Source organism: Rhodococcus sp. USK13, assembly GCF_018343855.1.
In the GTDB taxonomy this organism is placed as follows: domain Bacteria; phylum Actinomycetota; class Actinomycetes; order Mycobacteriales; family Mycobacteriaceae; genus Rhodococcus_F; species Rhodococcus_F oxybenzonivorans.
Map to the genome: position 1 here is coordinate 1,033,576 of NZ_CP069242.1, position 16,193 is coordinate 1,049,768.

General features: G+C 65.3%; 14 protein-coding genes. 8 read left to right on the forward strand and 6 right to left on the reverse strand.

Features of this window, described 5'->3' with window-relative positions:
• Positions 1 to 40: 40 nt before the first annotated feature.
• The 6 genes from lpdA to JQT59_RS07595 form a co-directional block, all read right to left on the reverse strand.
• Entirely contained in the window at positions 41 to 1,450 is a 1,410-nt protein-coding gene (gene lpdA / locus JQT59_RS07570; protein ID WP_213575599.1) for a dihydrolipoyl dehydrogenase, read from the reverse strand.
• Positions 1,451 to 1,459: 9 nt separating this feature from the next.
• Positions 1,460 to 3,022, reverse strand: coding sequence for a dihydrolipoamide acetyltransferase family protein (locus tag JQT59_RS07575; protein WP_213575600.1), 1,563 nt, complete (start codon positions 3,020 to 3,022; stop codon positions 1,460 to 1,462).
• Position 3,023: 1 nt separating this feature from the next.
• Positions 3,024 to 4,055 carry an alpha-ketoacid dehydrogenase subunit beta gene (locus JQT59_RS07580; protein WP_213575601.1) on the reverse strand — a complete coding sequence of 344 codons (1,032 nt, stop codon included), beginning with the start codon at positions 4,053 to 4,055 and terminating at the stop codon, positions 3,024 to 3,026.
• 14 nt (positions 4,056 to 4,069) lie between these two features.
• Positions 4,070 to 5,035, reverse strand: a complete 966-nt coding sequence (locus JQT59_RS07585; RefSeq protein ID WP_208960018.1) for a thiamine pyrophosphate-dependent dehydrogenase E1 component subunit alpha — start codon at positions 5,033 to 5,035, stop codon at positions 4,070 to 4,072.
• A 271-nt stretch (positions 5,036 to 5,306) separates the two neighbouring features.
• On the reverse strand, positions 5,307 to 6,698 hold the full coding sequence (locus JQT59_RS07590) for a cytochrome P450 (protein WP_213575602.1): 1,392 nt from the start codon (positions 6,696 to 6,698) through the stop codon (positions 5,307 to 5,309).
• Between the two features lie 89 nt (positions 6,699 to 6,787).
• Positions 6,788 to 7,231, reverse strand: a complete 444-nt coding sequence (locus JQT59_RS07595) for a hypothetical protein (protein ID WP_213575603.1) — start codon at positions 7,229 to 7,231, stop codon at positions 6,788 to 6,790.
• A gap of 203 nt (positions 7,232 to 7,434) precedes the next feature.
• Between JQT59_RS07595 and JQT59_RS07600 the strand changes: the two genes are divergently transcribed.
• The 8 genes from JQT59_RS07600 to JQT59_RS07635 all read left to right on the forward strand — a co-directional run bounded on the left by JQT59_RS07600 (position 7,435) and on the right by JQT59_RS07635 (position 16,190).
• A complete protein-coding gene (locus JQT59_RS07600) occupies positions 7,435 to 7,857 on the forward strand; it encodes an Rv3143 family two-component system response regulator (protein ID WP_109334499.1) in 423 nt (140 codons plus the stop codon).
• Positions 7,858 to 8,146: 289 nt separating this feature from the next.
• Positions 8,147 to 8,506, forward strand: a complete 360-nt coding sequence (locus JQT59_RS07605) for an NADH-quinone oxidoreductase subunit A (protein WP_109335456.1) — start codon at positions 8,147 to 8,149, stop codon at positions 8,504 to 8,506.
• A gap of 85 nt (positions 8,507 to 8,591) precedes the next feature.
• Complete coding sequence (locus JQT59_RS07610) at positions 8,592 to 9,146, forward strand: NuoB/complex I 20 kDa subunit family protein (RefSeq protein ID WP_213575604.1); 555 nt, start codon at positions 8,592 to 8,594, stop codon at positions 9,144 to 9,146.
• Between the two features lie 296 nt (positions 9,147 to 9,442).
• Positions 9,443 to 10,090 (forward strand): NADH-quinone oxidoreductase subunit C, encoded by a 648-nt coding sequence (locus JQT59_RS07615; RefSeq protein ID WP_249354563.1) that lies wholly within the window; start codon positions 9,443 to 9,445, stop codon positions 10,088 to 10,090.
• Positions 10,090 to 11,430 carry an NADH dehydrogenase (quinone) subunit D gene (gene nuoD / locus JQT59_RS07620; RefSeq protein WP_213575606.1) on the forward strand — a complete coding sequence of 447 codons (1,341 nt, stop codon included), beginning with the start codon at positions 10,090 to 10,092 and terminating at the stop codon, positions 11,428 to 11,430. The genes JQT59_RS07615 and nuoD overlap by 1 nt, the downstream gene beginning before the upstream one ends.
• A complete protein-coding gene (gene nuoE, locus JQT59_RS07625; RefSeq protein WP_213575607.1) occupies positions 11,427 to 12,401 on the forward strand; it encodes an NADH-quinone oxidoreductase subunit NuoE in 975 nt (324 codons plus the stop codon). Before nuoD ends, nuoE begins: the two co-directional genes overlap by 4 nt.
• A 1-nt stretch (position 12,402) precedes the next feature.
• Entirely contained in the window at positions 12,403 to 13,701 is a 1,299-nt protein-coding gene (gene nuoF / locus JQT59_RS07630) for an NADH-quinone oxidoreductase subunit NuoF (RefSeq protein ID WP_213575608.1), read from the forward strand.
• Between the two features lie 53 nt (positions 13,702 to 13,754).
• Entirely contained in the window at positions 13,755 to 16,190 is a 2,436-nt protein-coding gene (locus JQT59_RS07635; RefSeq protein WP_249354565.1) for an NADH-quinone oxidoreductase subunit G, read from the forward strand.
• Positions 16,191 to 16,193 lie beyond the last annotated feature (3 nt).

Here is a 16,193-nt window from a genome sequence, read left to right on the forward strand (position 1 = left end):
TCCCGCCGAACCGCGGGGCAACCGCGGTTCGGCGGGTTTGCTACATGTTGATCGGGCGACCCAGCGCAGCCAGCACCGATTCGTGCATGGCTTCGGACAGCGTCGGGTGCGCGAAGATCACTTCCGCGAGGTCGTCACCGGTGGCCTCCAGCGATCGCGCGATGCCGAAGCCCTGGATCTGTTCGGTGACATCAGGACCGACCATGTGGGCGCCGATGAGCTCGCCGCTGTCGGCGTCGAAAATCGTCTTGACGAACCCGTCGGCCTCGCCGATGGCGAGCGCCTTGCCGGACGCCTGCAGATCGAACTGCCCGATCTGCAGGCGACGACCGGTGCCGCGCGCCTGGTCCTCGGTGAGCCCGAGGCTGGCCACCTGCGGCCGCGCGTACGTGCAGCCCGGCACGTAGTCCTTGTCCAACGGGATCACGTGCTCGGCACCCGCCAGCTTGTCGACACACAGCACACCTTCGTGACTGGCCTTGTGCGCCAGACACGGACCGCCCGCGACGTCACCGATCGCGTAGACCCCGAAAGCGGTGGTGCGGCACCACTGGTCGGTGGTGACGAAGCTCCGGTCCACCTCGACTCCGATGTCCTCCAGCCCGAGGTCCTCGACGTTGCCCTGGATTCCGGCGGCGACCAGAACCCGGTCGACGGTAACTTCTTCCACCGTGCCGTCTGCCGACGTCACAGTTACCGCGACCGAATCCGTGCCGACCGTCAGGTCGGACACCGAGGCGCCGGTGCGAATCGTGATACCTCGCTTCTCGAACTGCCGCCGCACGTGTGCGGCGACGGCGGCGTCCTCGACGGGCATGATCTGCGGTGCCACTTCGACAATTGTCACCTCGCTGCCGAGGTCCCGGTAGAGGCTCGCGAACTCGACACCGATGGCACCGGATCCGATGACCAGCAACGATTTCGGAAGTTCGGTCGGGACGAGGGCATCGAAGTAGGTCCAGACCCGTTCGCCGTCTGGGGTCACTCCGGGAATCGACCGCGGGCGAGCACCGGTGGCCAGGATGATGTGATCGGCCCGGTACTCGGTGGCCGGTGCCGACTCGTCCTTTCCGGACCTGACGCCGACGACGCCCTTGTCGATCAGCTTGGCGGTGCCGGTGATCACGTCGACACCGTTCTTCTTCATCAGGTAGCCGATGCCATCGGACAACCGGCCCGACACCCCACGGCTGAACTCGACGAGCTGCGTGATGTCGAATTCGATTCCGCTAGCGGTGAATCCGAGCGGTCGCAGGTTCGCCAGGGTATGTGCGACGTCGGCGCCATGAAGCAGGGCCTTGGTGGGAATGCACCCCCAGTTGAGGCAGATACCGCCGAGTCGGTCCCGTTCGATCACCGCGGTGCGGAGTCCGTGTTGAGCGGCGCGGATGGCGGCGACGTACCCGCCCGGACCGCTACCGATTACCAGGACGTCGTATTTGTCAGTCATCGTTGCTCCCTAGACCAGCATCAATGCCGGCGACTCGACAAAGCGCTGCAGCTCCTGCAGGAACGTAGCGCCGAGAGCACCGTCGATCACCCGGTGGTCACAGGACAGGGTGACGGTGAGCATTGTGCGGGTCACCACCTGACCATCGACGACAACCGGGCGCGGTTGTCCGGCACCGACCGCGAGAATGGCGCCCTGCGGCGGGTTGATGATCGCGTCGAATTCGCGCACACCGAACATCCCGAGGTTCGAGACGGTGAACGTTCCGCCCTGGAACTCGTCGGGGCTCAGCTTCCCGGCCTTGGCCTTCGTCACCAAAGAGTGCACTTCCCCGGAGATTTCCGCGAGTGTCTTGCTCTCTGCACCCCGGACGATCGGCGTGATCAGGCCCGACGGGAGGGCGACGGCCACCGAGATATCCGCGCTCGCGTACCGCAGCACCGACTGCGCCGCTTCGTCGAACTGCACGTTGACATCGGGCATCTTGCGCAGCGCCGCCGCGCACGCTTTGACGACGAAGTCGTTGACCGACAACTTGACCGTGGGAACGGTCGCGTTGATCTGCTTGCGCAGTGCTAGGAGGTTGTCGATCTGCAGGTCGGCGGTGAGCCGGAAGTGCGGGGCGTTGCGCTTCGATTCCTGCAGTCGCCGACCGATCGCCTTGCGCATCGCGGTGAACGGAATGGTTTCGTATTCCGGTGCAGCCTGCGCGGCGCCCTCGTCAGCGAGGGGTGTGGTTACCGGATCCGGTAGTAGCCGAAACTTCCGTTCGGCTTCCCGGATGTCCGCTTCACAGACCCGGCCGCGGGATCCGGTTGCCCGGCAATCGTGCAGATTGATGCCGAGGGTTCTCGCCAGGCGCCGGGCCACCGGTGTGGCGTCGATCGTGCTGTCGTCCTGGGTGGAGCGGCCGGGCACACCCGAACGCGCCGGAGTGGGTGCTTGCGCGACGGTACCGCCCGCCGCACGGATCGCGTCCTGAACGTCCTGGACGGAAATCCGGCCCTCTCGACCACTACCCTCGACGAGTCCCAGGTCTACCGCCAGCTCGTCGGCCAGCCTGTGCGCGTGCGGGGTGGCGAACACATCACCCTCCGCCCGACCCCGCAGCGACTGCGGAACGGTCGTCGTCCCGCCCGCACTCGCTCCGGTGTGCCCGCCGGCAGCGGGCGCTGATTCCTGTGCCGCGGGTGCGGAGGGGGTGCGCTTGACATCCGGTTCGGCGGGTGTGGGCTGCCCGCCCGGGGACCGGTCGGACTCGGCGGGCACCGGTACCTGATCCGCCCCGATGCTGGTCAGGACTTTCTCGATCTCGGAATCGGACACGGCGGCCTCTGCCGATACCGCCAGCACCGCACCGACCGGCAACGTCTCACCCGGCTTGGCGACCACCCGCCGCAGCACGCCGTCGAACGGCGCCTCCAATTCGTTGGTGATCTTGCTGGTCTCGATCTCGCAGAGCAGGTCGCCCTTCGCGAAGGATGTTCCCTCCTCGATCAGCCACTCCGTCACGGTGCCCTCGTCCATCGACAGGCCCCATTTGGGAACTTCGATCAGTTTGATGTCACTCATGTCAGGCACTCACGACCTTGCGGATGGCTGCCTCGATACGGGCGGCGTTCGGCAGCCACGCCTGCTCGAGCACGGGAGAGAACGGCACCGGCGTGTGCGGCGGGGTGACCAACTCGATGGGGGCCTTCAACGAGCCGAACGCCTGCGTGGCGATCAGGGCGGCGACGTCGTGCCCGAATCCGCATCGGGCCGCGGATTCGTCGACGATGACCACCCGGCCGGTTGAAGCGACCGATTCGAGGATGCCCTCCTCGTCCAGCGGTGAGACGGTGCGGGGGTCGACGACCTCGACGGAGATGCCTTCGGTGGCGAGTTTGTCGGCGGCGGCATTGGCGGCATTGACCATGGCCGAGAGCGCGATGACCGTGACGTCGGTGCCTTCACGGGTGTAGTTGGCGACGCCGAACGGAATCGTGTACGGGGCGTCGGGCACCTCACCCTTGAGGTCGTACAGGGTCTTGTGTTCGCAGAACACGACCGGGTCGTCGTCGCGGATCGACTGGATGAGAAGACCTTTCGCGTCGTACGCGTTGGACGGTGCGACCACCTTCAGACCCGGGACGGCGGCGAACACGTTGTACGGGGACTGCGAGTGCTGGGCGGCTGCGGAAAATCCGGCACCGATCATGCCGCGCACCACCATTGGGGTGCGTGCCTTGCCGCCGAACATGTACCGGAATTTGGCAGCCTGGTTGTAGAGGGCGTCGTAGCAGACTCCGAAGAAGTCCATGAACATCAATTCCGCGACCGGGCGAAGTCCGGTGAGCGCGGCACCCGCGGCCATACCGATGATCGCGGACTCGGTGATCGGGGTGTCGATGACACGCTCGGAACCGAACTCCGTCCACAACCCTTTCGTCACACCGAGCACACCACCGAACGCTTCGACTTTCCCGGATTCGAGTTCCGGGTTGGTGCCCGCCTGGCCACCGCGCAGATCCTCACCGATCTGCACGACAGTCGCGTCGCGCTCCATCTCCTGGGCGAGTGCGGCCTTGATTGCTTCGCGATACGTCGTTTTCGACGTGGTCATCTCTGTTCTCACTCTCAGTACGACACGTAAACGTCGGTCAGAAGGTTTTCCACCGGGGGGTAGCTCGCGGCGCGCGCTTTCGCGACGGCGTCGTCGACCCGCGCTCGGGCATCGGCCTCGATCGCGTCGAGTTCCTTTGCGGAGACCTTCTTGCTGTCGTCGTGGTTGCGGAAATTGAGCAGCGGGTCCTTGGTCTGCCGGATCTCGGCCACCTGGTCCGCCGTGCGGTAGAGCTGCGCATCGCCCTCGAAGTGACCGTGCCAGCGGTGCGCGACGGCCTCGATCGTGGATGGTCCCCCACCGCCGCGAGCTCGCTCGACGGCCTCCCGCGTTGCCTCGTACACGGCGAAGAAGTCGGTGCCGTCGACCGTGGCCGCCGGCATGCCGAACGACGACGCCCGGTCCGCGATGCTCGGGGCGCCCACGGCGTAGTCGCGTCCGGTGGCCTCGCCGAATCCGTTGTTCTCGATCACGAACACGATCGGGAGGTCGAGAACCACGGCCATGTTCATGGCCTCGAACACGGTGCCCTGATTGGAACCGCCGTCTCCGGTGAACGACGCTGCGACGCCACCATTGCCGAGGGTCTTGGCGCTCAGCGCGGCTCCGATCGCAAGAGACGGGGCGCCGCCGACAATGGCGTTCGCTCCGAGCATGCCCACCGACAGGTCGGCGATGTGCATCGACCCGCCCTTGCCGTGGCAGAGCCCGTCGTCCTTACCGAAAATCTCTGCCATCATGCCGTGAAGGTCGCAGCCCTTGGCGATGCAGTGACCGTGCCCGCGGTGGGTCGACCCGATGTAATCGGTGTCCTCGAGGTTCTCGCATACTCCGACGGCAATGGCTTCCTGCCCCGAGTACAGGTGGATGAACCCGGGGATGTCGCCCGTGGCGTTCTCTTCGTGCAAACGGTCTTCGAACGCCCGGATCTCGGCCATCTTCCGATACGCGCTCAATAGTGCACTTTTGGTCAGCGCCATTGCTCTCCTCTGTTTCTGCGTTGGGGCCGCTGTTGCTGGGCCCGCTTCCGATTGCGACGACGCTGCAACTTCGTTGTCGCCCGCGACCTCGTGTAACCCGGGTCATGAATGTAGGGCGATATGACGCACGCAATAAAGGTTGCAGCGGATTGCAATCAGGACGCCGCCAGCCGAAGGAGGCGTCGGGGTGGTTCACACAGAGGCTGCCCAGGAGATCAGAACGAGACGGCGGCAGAACGCAGTGACTCCGCGGAAAGGAGCCGTCGACCCCTTACGTCGAGGTGACGCGGAAGCGGAGTCCGAAGTTGTTCAGGGTCGGGGGCAGTGGCTGACCAGGCGTCAGTGCGGGGGTGGAGGTGAGCTGGAAGTCGGCGGCCTCCAGCATCAACGCCAGCACGGTGCTCGTTACGAACAACACGAGGTTGCGGCCCGGGCATTCGGCGGGGCCGGCGCTGAAAGGCACCAGTTCGGGGCGTGACTGCGCAGTCCCGTCGAGCCAGACCTCGGGCGCGAAGCCGTTGGCGAACGAGAACGTTCGGTCATCACGATGGAAGGCGGGGGCGAGGATCATGAAGGCGGTACCAGCCGGAATGGTGAACTCGCCGTCGCCGGAACCCCACGTGGTGTCGCGGGTGGAGTCCCGCAGAATGGTCGGCGTCGTCGGCCACAACCGCACCGACTCGAGCACGCACGCGCGAAGATACGGGTACTGCTGGGGCACTGTCGTATCCCAGGCGGCAACCTCCCCGCGGGCGAGTCGACGCTGCTCCGGGTGTGTGGACAGCAGTGCCAGAGCGCGACTGGTGGCGATGCCGGCCGCATCGAAAGCGAAGAGCCAGTGCGGTATCTGGCCGACCGGGTCGATGGCCCCTCCGGCCGGTAGGGCGGCCAGGGAACTGACCACGGATCCAGGCTCGGCCTTGTCGACGTAGGAGTACAGGCTTTCGATGAACCGATCACGGAGCTTGCGTGGCGGTGGAAGGAAGTACGACCAATTGCCGTTGGCCCGAAGCTTGTGTAGCTGATCGGTGATCGCGTGGTCGTCGCGAGCCGACTTTCCCAGGACGATCTGGCGGACCATCCGCCACCACGTGCGGGTGAACTCGTCGCTGTCGAGTGTTCCCTTCGACTGCGCGGACGCCAGCAGGGCAGCAACCTCGTGCCGGATCACCTCGACCATCGGATCGGCCAGGTGATGCATCGCGTGTGAGGTGTCGAGAGCCTCCTCGTTGATGCGCCTTCGCTGCTGTCTAACGTGTCCCTCCGAGATCAGCACGCCGTGCGGTTGGAAGGGCGAGAGTGCACCCTTCTTCTCCCGGTTGGCGGGATTGAACGGTTCGGGTGAGCCGTCGAGGACTCGACCCGCATCGCCGCCGGTCAACACTACTGCCAGCCGCCGCTTCGGAAGCTGTAGCTGCAGCGGTCCCGGCCCATAGCGCTCCCGCAGTCGGCGCACGAAGGGCACGGTGGGCGCATCGGCGCCGAGTCGCCCCAGGACGGCCATCATCGACGGACGCCGCGCGATGACACCGGCAGCGATCGGGGTGAAGCCGAGTACTGCCGCGATGCGAAGTGCCTCGAGTCCCGAAACCGTCGGACCGCCGCCGGGGATGGCGGTCTCGGAGGCACGGTGCTCAACGTCTCGCGCGCTGTTGGTCGCCATGGAGGTCGTGGTACCCGCAGCCGTCATGGGTAAACAGAAGGGGCCGTCGCTCAGGGTCCGTCCGGGCAGGCACTGGCCACCGCGCCGAGTCACACCCCGGGGCATAGGAACTGACGTGCGCGGTTCCAGAAGGGGAAGACCTGGGGGCTGCCGGCCTCCGGATGGTCACGTCGAGCGAGTTCGACGAACTCGAGGATCGTCTTTCCCGACGTCTCCGAGAGTCGGCAGGCTTGGAGGCTCAGCTTCGCCGACGCCGCGAACCCGATGTCCCGCGCGTAGGGCCCGAGGTCGCTCGTATCGACGAAACTGTCGAGCCGTTCTCCCCACCGGTTGTACGAATACTGCAGGTCGAAGTCGCAACCCGGCGGAAAGAGTTCACGACAGGTCATCGGTCTACCGTCGATCATGAACGCCTTGTCCTCCATCGGCCGCGCGGCGGTGTCCTGCGGCGTCCGGGACGTGAAATAGAACAGGGCAACCGCCACTGCGCACAGTGCAAGCACCACCAGCAATGTCGACGCGAAACGCCTCATGGTCGTACCGTCCGTTCGATCGTCGTAGTTCGAGATCGTGTATCCATCCTGACGGATGTGAAGCGGCGCCGGTAGCGGTGCTCGACGCCGGTGCGGGTGCTCTGCTGGGCGGCCCCGGGTGGCGCGCTCCACCACCTCGTCCGTGCCGGATCATCGGCGAAAGCAACGCGTTCCGGCCGTAGCCGGCCGGTAGCATCGGGTCCGTGACCGACGCGACCGCCCGTCCCAGCCGCCCCACCTCGCTGCGCGTCCTCGTCTACAGCGACGACCCGAACACACGTCGGCAGGTCGTGTCGGCTCTGGGTAAGCGTCCGCATCCCGATCTGCCCGATCTCGAGTATGTGGAAGTGGCGACCGGACCGGTGGTGATCCAGCACTTGGATGCGGGCGAAATAGACTTGGCCATCTTGGACGGTGAGGCATCCCCGGCCGGCGGCATGGGGATCGCCAAGCAGTTGAAAGACGAGATCGACCCGTGCCCGCCCGTACTCGTGCTGACCGGGCGAGCTGACGACGCGTGGCTGGCCAACTGGTCGCGGGCCGAGGCTGCGGTCCCTCACCCGATCGACCCCATCAGGCTCGGCGAGGCGGTCGTCGCGCTGCTCCGCACGCGTATCTCGTCTTAGGGTCGGCTCTCCGAACCTCGCTCCTCGGGGACGGGTGCCATCAGTGCGTGAAATCCGCTTGACCTGCATCTTTGCCCTGTGATCTGCCCTGCATGACCTGTCGTGTGACCGATGCGGCCCTGGGGAATTACACCCGCGTAAATCTCTGGGGAACTGCGGGCGCTGAAACCGAGACAAGATCGCCGAAACCGGTAGTCTGTGTCTCAACTCACATATCTACGCGCTGAGGGATTCTCGGCTCGAGGAGATGGGGTATCGCGGCCAGGCTTCGCAGGGAGGTGCTCAGCGCATGAACGTCTACGTGCCGATTCTCGTGCTCGGAGCAATTGCTGTCGCATTCGCGGTCGTATCCGTGATCTTGGCGTCGGTTGTCGGTCCGAAGCGCTACAACCGGGCCAAGCTCGACGCCTACGAATGCGGAATCGACCCCACCCCGCAACCGGTGGGTGGTGGCCGTTTTCCCGTGAAGTACTACCTGACCGCCATGTTGTTCATCATTTTCGATATCGAGATCGTGTTCCTTTATCCGTGGGCGATCCATTTCGATGCCCTCGGCTTCTTCGGTCTCGTTGCTATGGCTCTCTTCATTTTCAGCGCTGCGGTGGCCTACGTGTACGAGTGGCGGCGGGGCGGTCTCAGTTGGGATTAGGTGTCTTTTCGATCGCTCGCAGTGCTCGCATCTGACGGGCCGCGAAGCGGATGAATAGCGAAACCGGAAGTAGGAAGAGTCGGATATGGGTATCGAGGAGAAGGTGCCGAGCGGCTTTCTGCTGAGCACGGTGGAAGGTCTGGCCGGTTACGTACGGAAGGGCTCCCTGTGGCCCGCGACTTTCGGCCTCGCGTGCTGCGCGATCGAGATGATGGCCACCAGTGCCGGCCGGTTCGATATCGCCCGATTCGGGATGGAAGCATTCCGGGCGTCTCCGCGCCAGGCCGACCTGATGATCGTCGCCGGCCGGGTCAGCCAGAAGATGGCACCGGTGCTTCGCCAGATCTACGACCAGATGGCGGAGCCGAAGTGGGTGCTGGCAATGGGTGTCTGCGCCTCCTCGGGGGGCATGTTCAACAACTACGCCATCGTCCAGGGCGTCGACCACGTGGTCCCTGTGGACATTTATCTGCCGGGCTGCCCTCCGCGGCCGGAGATGTTGTTGCACGCCATCTTGAAGTTGCACGAGAAGATCCAGGAAATGCCGCTGGGCGTGAACCGTGAAGAGGCGATACGTGCGGCGGAGGAGGCCGCCCTGGCCGTCACTCCGACGATCGAGATGAAGGGCCTTCTCCGATGACCGCCGCTGTGGTCACACGCGCGAGCGAAGCGAGCCGCGTGGTGTTGTTGTGCTCGGCCCGCGGAGCCTGGACTGAGGAGCGAGGGAGCGTAGCGAGTGAGTGACGAGGGAAGGGTTCGCGATCCAGGCCGAGCACCTGCGAGCGCAGCGAGCCGTGTCTCAGCGAGGGAGCGAAGCGAGTGAGTGACGAGGGAAGGGTTCGCGATCCAGGCCGAGCACCTGCGAGCGAAGCGAGCCATGTAGCTGATGCACCCGCGAGCGCAGCGAGCCATGACTCAGCGAGCAGTGTTTCTGAAGTGATCAGCGTACGCCGCGGGATGTTCGGTGTGCAGGGCAGTGGGGATACGTCGGGGTATGGGCGGTTGGTGAGTCCGGTGGCGTTGCCGGGCAGTTCTCCTCGTCCGTTGGGTGGGTATTTCGATGAGGTGGCGGATGCCCTCGGGGCGGCGTTGGCGGAGCGGGGTGTGGGGGAGGCGATCGAACGGGTTGTCGTTTTCCGGGATGAGTTGACGTTCCATGTTCGCCGGGAGTTTTTGCCGGAGGTGGCTCGGGCGTTGCGGGATGATCCGTCGTTGCGTTTCGAGTTGTGTTTGGGGGTCAGTGGGGTGCATTACCCGCAGGAGATGGGTCGGGAGCTGCATGCGGTGTATCCGTTGATGTCGATTACGCATAATCGCCGGGTCCGTGTGGAGGTGGCGATGCCGGATGCGGATCCGCATGTGCCGTCGTTGTATGGGGTGTATCCGACGAATGATTGGCATGAGCGGGAGGCGTTCGACTTCTTCGGCATTGTGTTCGATGGTCATCCGTCGTTGACTCGGATCGAGATGCCTGATGACTGGTCGGGTCATCCGCAGCGGAAGGACTATCCGCTGGGCGGTATTCCTGTGGAGTTCAAGGGTGCGGAGATAGCGCCGCCCGATGAGCGGAGGGGGTACAACTGATGGGCGAGGGTGCGGCGCGGACGGAGCGACCGGAGGTGATGGTCACTGTCGCCGGGCAGGATTGGGACGAGATTCTCGCGGCGGCGAGGGTGCCTGCGGAGGGTACCGCGCAGGGGACGGGCGAGGAGCGGATCGTCGTCAACATGGGGCCTCAGCATCCCTCTACGCATGGTGTTTTGAGGCTCATCCTGGAGATCGAGGGTGAGACGGTCACCGAGGCGCGCTGTGGAATCGGCTACTTGCACACGGGGATCGAGAAGAACCTGGAGTACCGCAATTGGACTCAGGGTGTCACGTTCGTGACGCGGATGGATTATTTGTCTCCGTTTTTCAATGAGACGGCGTACTGCCTGGGTGTGGAGAAGTTGCTGGGGGTCACCGACGAGATCCCGGAGCGGGCCACGGTTGTCCGGGTGATGCTGATGGAACTCAACCGCATTTCGTCGCATTTGGTGGCGTTGGCGACGGGTGGCATGGAATTGGGTGCCGTCACCGCGATGTTGTTCGGTTTCCGTGAGCGGGAGCTGATCCTCGATGTTTTCGAGACCATCACCGGGCTTCGGATGAATCATGCTTTCATCCGACCGGGTGGGCTGGCGCAGGATCTTCCGGCCGGTGCTGTCGAGAAGGTTCGTGAGTTGCTGACGGTGCTGCCGTCACGGATTCGGGACATGGAGAACCTGCTCAACGAGAACCGGATCTGGAAGGCCCGCACCGAGGGGATCGGCTATTTGGATCTCACGGGTTGTATGGCGCTGGGGATCACCGGTCCGATGCTTCGTGCCACCGGCTTGCCGCACGACCTGCGGAAGTCGGAACCTTACTGTGGGTACGAGAATTATGAGTTCGACGTCTGTACCCATACCGGTTGTGATGCGTACGGCCGGTATCTGATTCGGGTGGACGAGATGAAGGAGTCGCTCAAGATCGCCGAGCAGTGCCTCGACCGGTTGCGCCCCGGCCCCATCATGATCGAGGACAGGAAGATCGCCTGGCCGGCGGATCTGGCGTTGGATCGTGACGGATTGGGAAACTCCACCAAGCACGTGCGCAAGATCATGGACACCTCGATGGAGGGGTTGATCCACCATTTCAAGTTGGTGACCGAGGGTTTCCGGGTGCCGCCCGGCCAGGTCTATGTGGCGGTGGAATCGCCGCGAGGAGAACTGGGTGTGCACATGGTCAGCGACGGCGGCACCCGCCCGTATCGGGTGCACTACCGAGACCCCTCGTTCACCAACCTGCAGGCGGTGGCCGCCATGTGTGAGGGCGGCATGGTGTCGGACGTGATCGCCGCGGTCGCCAGCATCGATCCCGTCATGGGCGGAGTCGACCGATGAGCTCCTTGCCGAGAAGCCAGAGCCCGGCGCCCGCGACCGCAGCAAGCAAGAGCGCACCGGTGTTCATCGAGTTCGGACCACGGCCCGAGGAGAACAACCAACTCGTGTGGCCGGGTGCGCGGGAGAGTTATCCGCCGGAGGTGCGGGCCAGGCTGGACGGAGAGGCCGCGGAGATCATCGGCCGCTACCCGAAGCCCGGGGCGGGGCCAGGAGAGCGACCGCAGAACACTGCCCGGTCCGCGTTGCTGCCCCTGCTGCACCTGGTGCAGGCGGAGGACGGGTACATCAGTCCGGCGGGTGTGGAATTCTGCGCCGATCAGCTCGGTCTCACCGGGGCGGAGGTGGCGGCGGTGGCCACCTTCTATTCGATGTACCGGCGCTCTCCGACCGGTGACTACTTCGTCGGGGTCTGTACCAACACGTTGTGCGCGATCATGGGCGGTGACGCGATCCTTGCGGCGCTCGAGGATCACCTCGGTGTGCGACCGGGTGAGACGACGTCGGACGGCAAGGTCACGGTTGAGCACATCGAATGCAACGCGGCCTGCGACTTTGCTCCTGTCGTGATGGTCAACTGGGAATTCTTCGACAACCAGACCCCGGAGTCGGCCCGCACGCTGGTGGATTCGCTGCGATCCGGTGAGAAGGTGACACCCAGCCGGGGAGCGCCGCTGTGCACGTTCCGCGAGACGGCTCGCGTGCTCGCCGGATTCCCCGATGAGCGACCGGGAGCGTTGGAAGCCGGCGGCGGCGCCGGCCCTGCCACCCTGGCGGGGTTGCACGTCGCCCGAGAACTCGACATGGATGCGCCGTCCCCGCCGGCCGGGCCATCGGGGTCGGGGCCGCACGCCGAGATCGGCAAGCCATTGGCGACGGAGTCGACGAAGGACAAGCCGGCTCCTGCACCGTCCGAGCCGACGCCGCCGCACCAATCCACCTCCGGGACCGACCCGACACGCAAGGGAGACTGAGGTGCCGCTGACTCCTGTCCTCAGCCGGTACTGGGACGACCCCCAGTCCTGGACTCTCGACACTTACCACCGCCACGACGGGTACGAGGCGCTGCGCAAAGCGCTGAAGATGCAGCCGGACGAGGTCATCGACACGATCAAGGACTCGGGACTGCGGGGTCGTGGTGGCGCCGGATTCCCGACCGGGGTGAAGTGGGGTTTCATTCCGCAGGACGACGCCAAACCGCACTATCTGGTGGTCAATGCGGATGAGTCCGAGCCCGGCACCTGCAAGGACATTCCGTTGATGCTGGCCACCCCACATGCACTCGTCGAGGGCGTCATCATCGCCGCGTACGCCATTCGCGCCAGTCACGCCTTCATCTATCTGCGCGGTGAAGTGGTGCCTGTGCTGCGTCGCCTGCAGGCCGCGGTATCCGAGGCGTACGCCGCCGGGTACCTGGGCCGCAACATTCTCGGCAGCGGGTACGACCTCGACCTCGTCGTCCACGCGGGCGCCGGCGCGTACATTTGCGGTGAGGAAACTGCTCAGCTCGATTCTCTGGAAGGCCGTCGCGGACAACCCCGTTTGCGTCCCCCATTCCCCGCTGTGGCCGGGTTGTACGCCTGCCCGACGGTCGTCAACAATGTCGAATCGATCGCGAGCGTGCCGCCGATTCTGCAGAACGGGGTCGAGTGGTTCCGTTCGATGGGCACCGAAAAGTCACCCGGTTTCACTCTTTATTCGCTGTCCGGACACGTCAGCCGGCCCGGGCAGTACGAGGCGCCGCTCGGCATCACGTTGCGGGAGCTCTTGGAATATGCGGGGGGAATGCGCGCCGGGCATCAGTTGAAATTCTGGACCCCGGGTGGTTCGTCGACCCCGATGTTCACCGACGAGCACCTCGACGTTCCGCTCGACTACGAAGGTGTGGGTGCTGCGGGATCGATGCTCGGCACCAAGGCTTTACAGCTGTTCGACGAAACCACCTGTGTGGTGCGCGCGGTGCTGCGCTGGACCGAATTCTATGCCCACGAATCATGCGGTAAGTGCACGCCCTGCCGGGAAGGTACTTACTGGCTGGTGCAGATTTTGCAGCGTCTCGAAAGTGGGGGAGGTTCCGAGACCGACCTCGAGAAGTTGCTCGACATTTCCGACAACATCCTCGGAAAGTCGTTCTGTGCCCTCGGTGACGGAGCGGCAAGCCCGATCATGTCTTCCCTGAAGTACTTCCGGGACGAGTATCTCGCGCACTTCGAACAGGGCGGCTGCCCATTCGATCCGCACCAGTCAACTCTCATGGCAGGAGTTCCCGCGTGACAGCCCAAGTGCCTGCGAGCGCAGCGAGCAAAGACGCACCCCCGGTGAACGAGGTGAGCCTTGTCATCGACGGTGTCGATCTGAGCGTTCCCAAGGGCACGTTGGTAATTCGTGCCGCCGAGCTGGCCGGTATCCAGATTCCGCGATTTTGTGATCACCCGCTGCTCGATCCGGTGGGCGCCTGCCGTCAGTGTCTGGTCGACGTGGAGGGGCAGCGGAAGCCGTTGGCCTCCTGCACGACCACCGTCACCGACGGCATGGTGGTTCGCACTCAGCTCACCTCGGCTGCCGCAGACAAGGCGCAGAAGGGTGTGATGGAGTTGTTGCTGATCAACCATCCGCTCGACTGCCCGGTCTGCGACAAGGGCGGCGAGTGTCCTCTGCAGAATCAGGCCATGTCGAACGGGCGTACGGAGTCTCGTTTCGAAGAAGTCAAACGCACCTTTCCCAAGCCGATTCCGCTGTCCTCGCAGGTGTTGCTGGACCGGGAGCGGTGCGTGCTCTGCGCCCGGTGCACGCGTTTCTCCCAACAGGTTGCCGGCGATCCGTTCATCGAACTTCAGGAGCGGGGTGCGCTACAGCAGGTCGGCATCTATGCCAAGGAACCGTTCGAGTCGTATTTTTCCGGCAACACCGTACAGATTTGTCCGGTCGGTGCGCTGACGGGTGCCGCATACCGGTTCCGGGCGCGTCCGTTCGACCTCGTCTCCAGCCCGAGTGTCTGCGAGCACTGCTCGAGCGGTTGCGCGCAGCGCACCGACCATCGCCGGGGCAAAGTGCTACGACGGCTGGCCGGTGACGATCCGCAGGTCAACGAGGAATGGAACTGTGACAAGGGGCGGTGGGCCTTCACCTACGCCACCGAGCGCGACCGTCTCACTACCCCATTGGTTCGCGATGACACGGGTGCTCTGGTGCCGGCCTCGTGGCCGGAAGCCCTTTCCTTCGCCGCCCGGGGGCTGGCGGCCGCGCGCGGAAATGCGGGGGTTCTCGTCGGCGGGCGAGCCACGGTAGAAGACGCGTACGCCTACGCGAAATTCGCGCGGGTCGCACTCGATTCGAATGACATCGACTTCAGGATCCGCGCGCATTCGGCAGAAGAGGCCGAGTTCCTGGCGGCACGGGTCGCGGGCCGCGGACTGGAAGTGACCTACGACGATCTGGAGAAAGCACCGGCCGTCCTGCTCGTCGCGTTCGAGCCCGAAGAGGAGTCGCCCATCATCTTCTTGCGGCTCCGCAAGGCCGTACGCAGGAGCGGGCACAGCGTGTACTCGATTGCGCCCTTCACCACCCGCAGTCTGACGAAGATGTCGGGCCGGTTGCTGCGTGCGGTGCCGGGAGAGGAGGCGGCGTTGCTCGACGCGCTCGTCTCCCACCCGGAGACGAGACTCGACGAACAGGGCGCGGCACTCGCGGCGGCGTTGCGCCAACCCGGTGCGGTCATCCTGGTCGGTGAGCGCCTGGCGACCGTTCCCGGTGGGCTTTCCGCCGCCGCGCGCCTCGCCGATGCCACGGGAGCTCGCCTGGCGTGGGTGCCGCGGCGGGCCGGTGAACGGGGTGCGGTCGACGCAGGCGTCCTGCCCACACTCCTGCCCGGGGGTCGGCCTCTCGACGATCCGGAGTCCCGTCGACAGGTGGCGGAAATGTGGAACGTGCCCGAACTGCCGTCGACTCCCGGTCGTGGAACAGCAGAGATTCTGGCCGCGGCGGCAGCCGGCACGCTCGGTGCACTGGTGATCGCCGGGGTAGAGGTCAGCGATCTGCCCGATCCGCGGGCCGCCCTGTCGGCCGTCGAGGCGGCGGACTTCGTCGTCAGTCTGGAATTGCGCAGCAGCGAGGTGACCGAACGGGCGGACGTGGTCTTCCCCGTGGCACCAGTGGTGGAGAAACCGGGCACCTTCCTCGACTGGGAGGGCAGGCCGCGCGTGTTCGAGGCGGCTCTGCGCGGGACAGGGGCCATGCCCGACCAACGGGTCCTCGATGCCCTCGCTTCCGAGATGAACATCCGGCTCGGACTGCCTGATGCTGCGGCGGCACGCGCGGAACTGGGGCGGCTCGACCGCTGGGACGGGGAACGACCGGCCGGGCCCGCCTATTCTCCGCGGGCGACGCCCCAGGCCGGACCCGGTGAAGCGGTTCTGGCGAGTTGGCGGATGCTCCTCGATTCCGGACGTCTGCAGGACGGGGAACCCCATCTGGCCGGGACCGCTCGAACACCGGTTGTCCGGTTGTCGGCCGCGTCGGCCGCCGAAATCGTTGCCGCCGAGGGTTCCTCGGTAACCGTGAGCACCGACCGGGGATCGGTCACCCTCCCGCTGGTTGTCGCGGATCTGCCCGATCGAGTGGTGTGGCTTCCCCTCAACTCGCCGGAATCCGCAGTCTTCCGGCAACTCGCAGCCCCGATGGGAAGCGTCGTCCGCGTCGCGAACGCCGTCGGTGCCGCGGCGACCCGGTCGTCGCCGATGAATGCGCCCGAGGAGGTCTCGTGACCG

Coding starts and splice junctions, on each gene's coding strand:
- JQT59_RS07590 (WP_213575602.1), bottom strand. CDS start 6,698: ATGGCGACCAACAGCGCGCGAGACGTTGAGCACCGTGCCTCCGAGACC.
- JQT59_RS07575 (WP_213575600.1), bottom strand. CDS start 3,022: ATGAGTGACATCAAACTGATCGAAGTTCCCAAATGGGGCCTGTCGATG.
- lpdA (WP_213575599.1), bottom strand. CDS start 1,450: ATGACTGACAAATACGACGTCCTGGTAATCGGTAGCGGTCCGGGCGGG.
- JQT59_RS07610 (WP_213575604.1), top strand. CDS start 8,592: ATGGGTATCGAGGAGAAGGTGCCGAGCGGCTTTCTGCTGAGCACGGTG.
- JQT59_RS07595 (WP_213575603.1), bottom strand. CDS start 7,231: ATGAGGCGTTTCGCGTCGACATTGCTGGTGGTGCTTGCACTGTGCGCA.
- JQT59_RS07580 (WP_213575601.1), bottom strand. CDS start 4,055: ATGACCACGTCGAAAACGACGTATCGCGAAGCAATCAAGGCCGCACTC.
- nuoD (WP_213575606.1), top strand. CDS start 10,090: ATGGGCGAGGGTGCGGCGCGGACGGAGCGACCGGAGGTGATGGTCACT.
- nuoE (WP_213575607.1), top strand. CDS start 11,427: ATGAGCTCCTTGCCGAGAAGCCAGAGCCCGGCGCCCGCGACCGCAGCA.
- JQT59_RS07585 (WP_208960018.1), bottom strand. CDS start 5,035: ATGGCGCTGACCAAAAGTGCACTATTGAGCGCGTATCGGAAGATGGCC.
- JQT59_RS07605 (WP_109335456.1), top strand. CDS start 8,147: ATGAACGTCTACGTGCCGATTCTCGTGCTCGGAGCAATTGCTGTCGCA.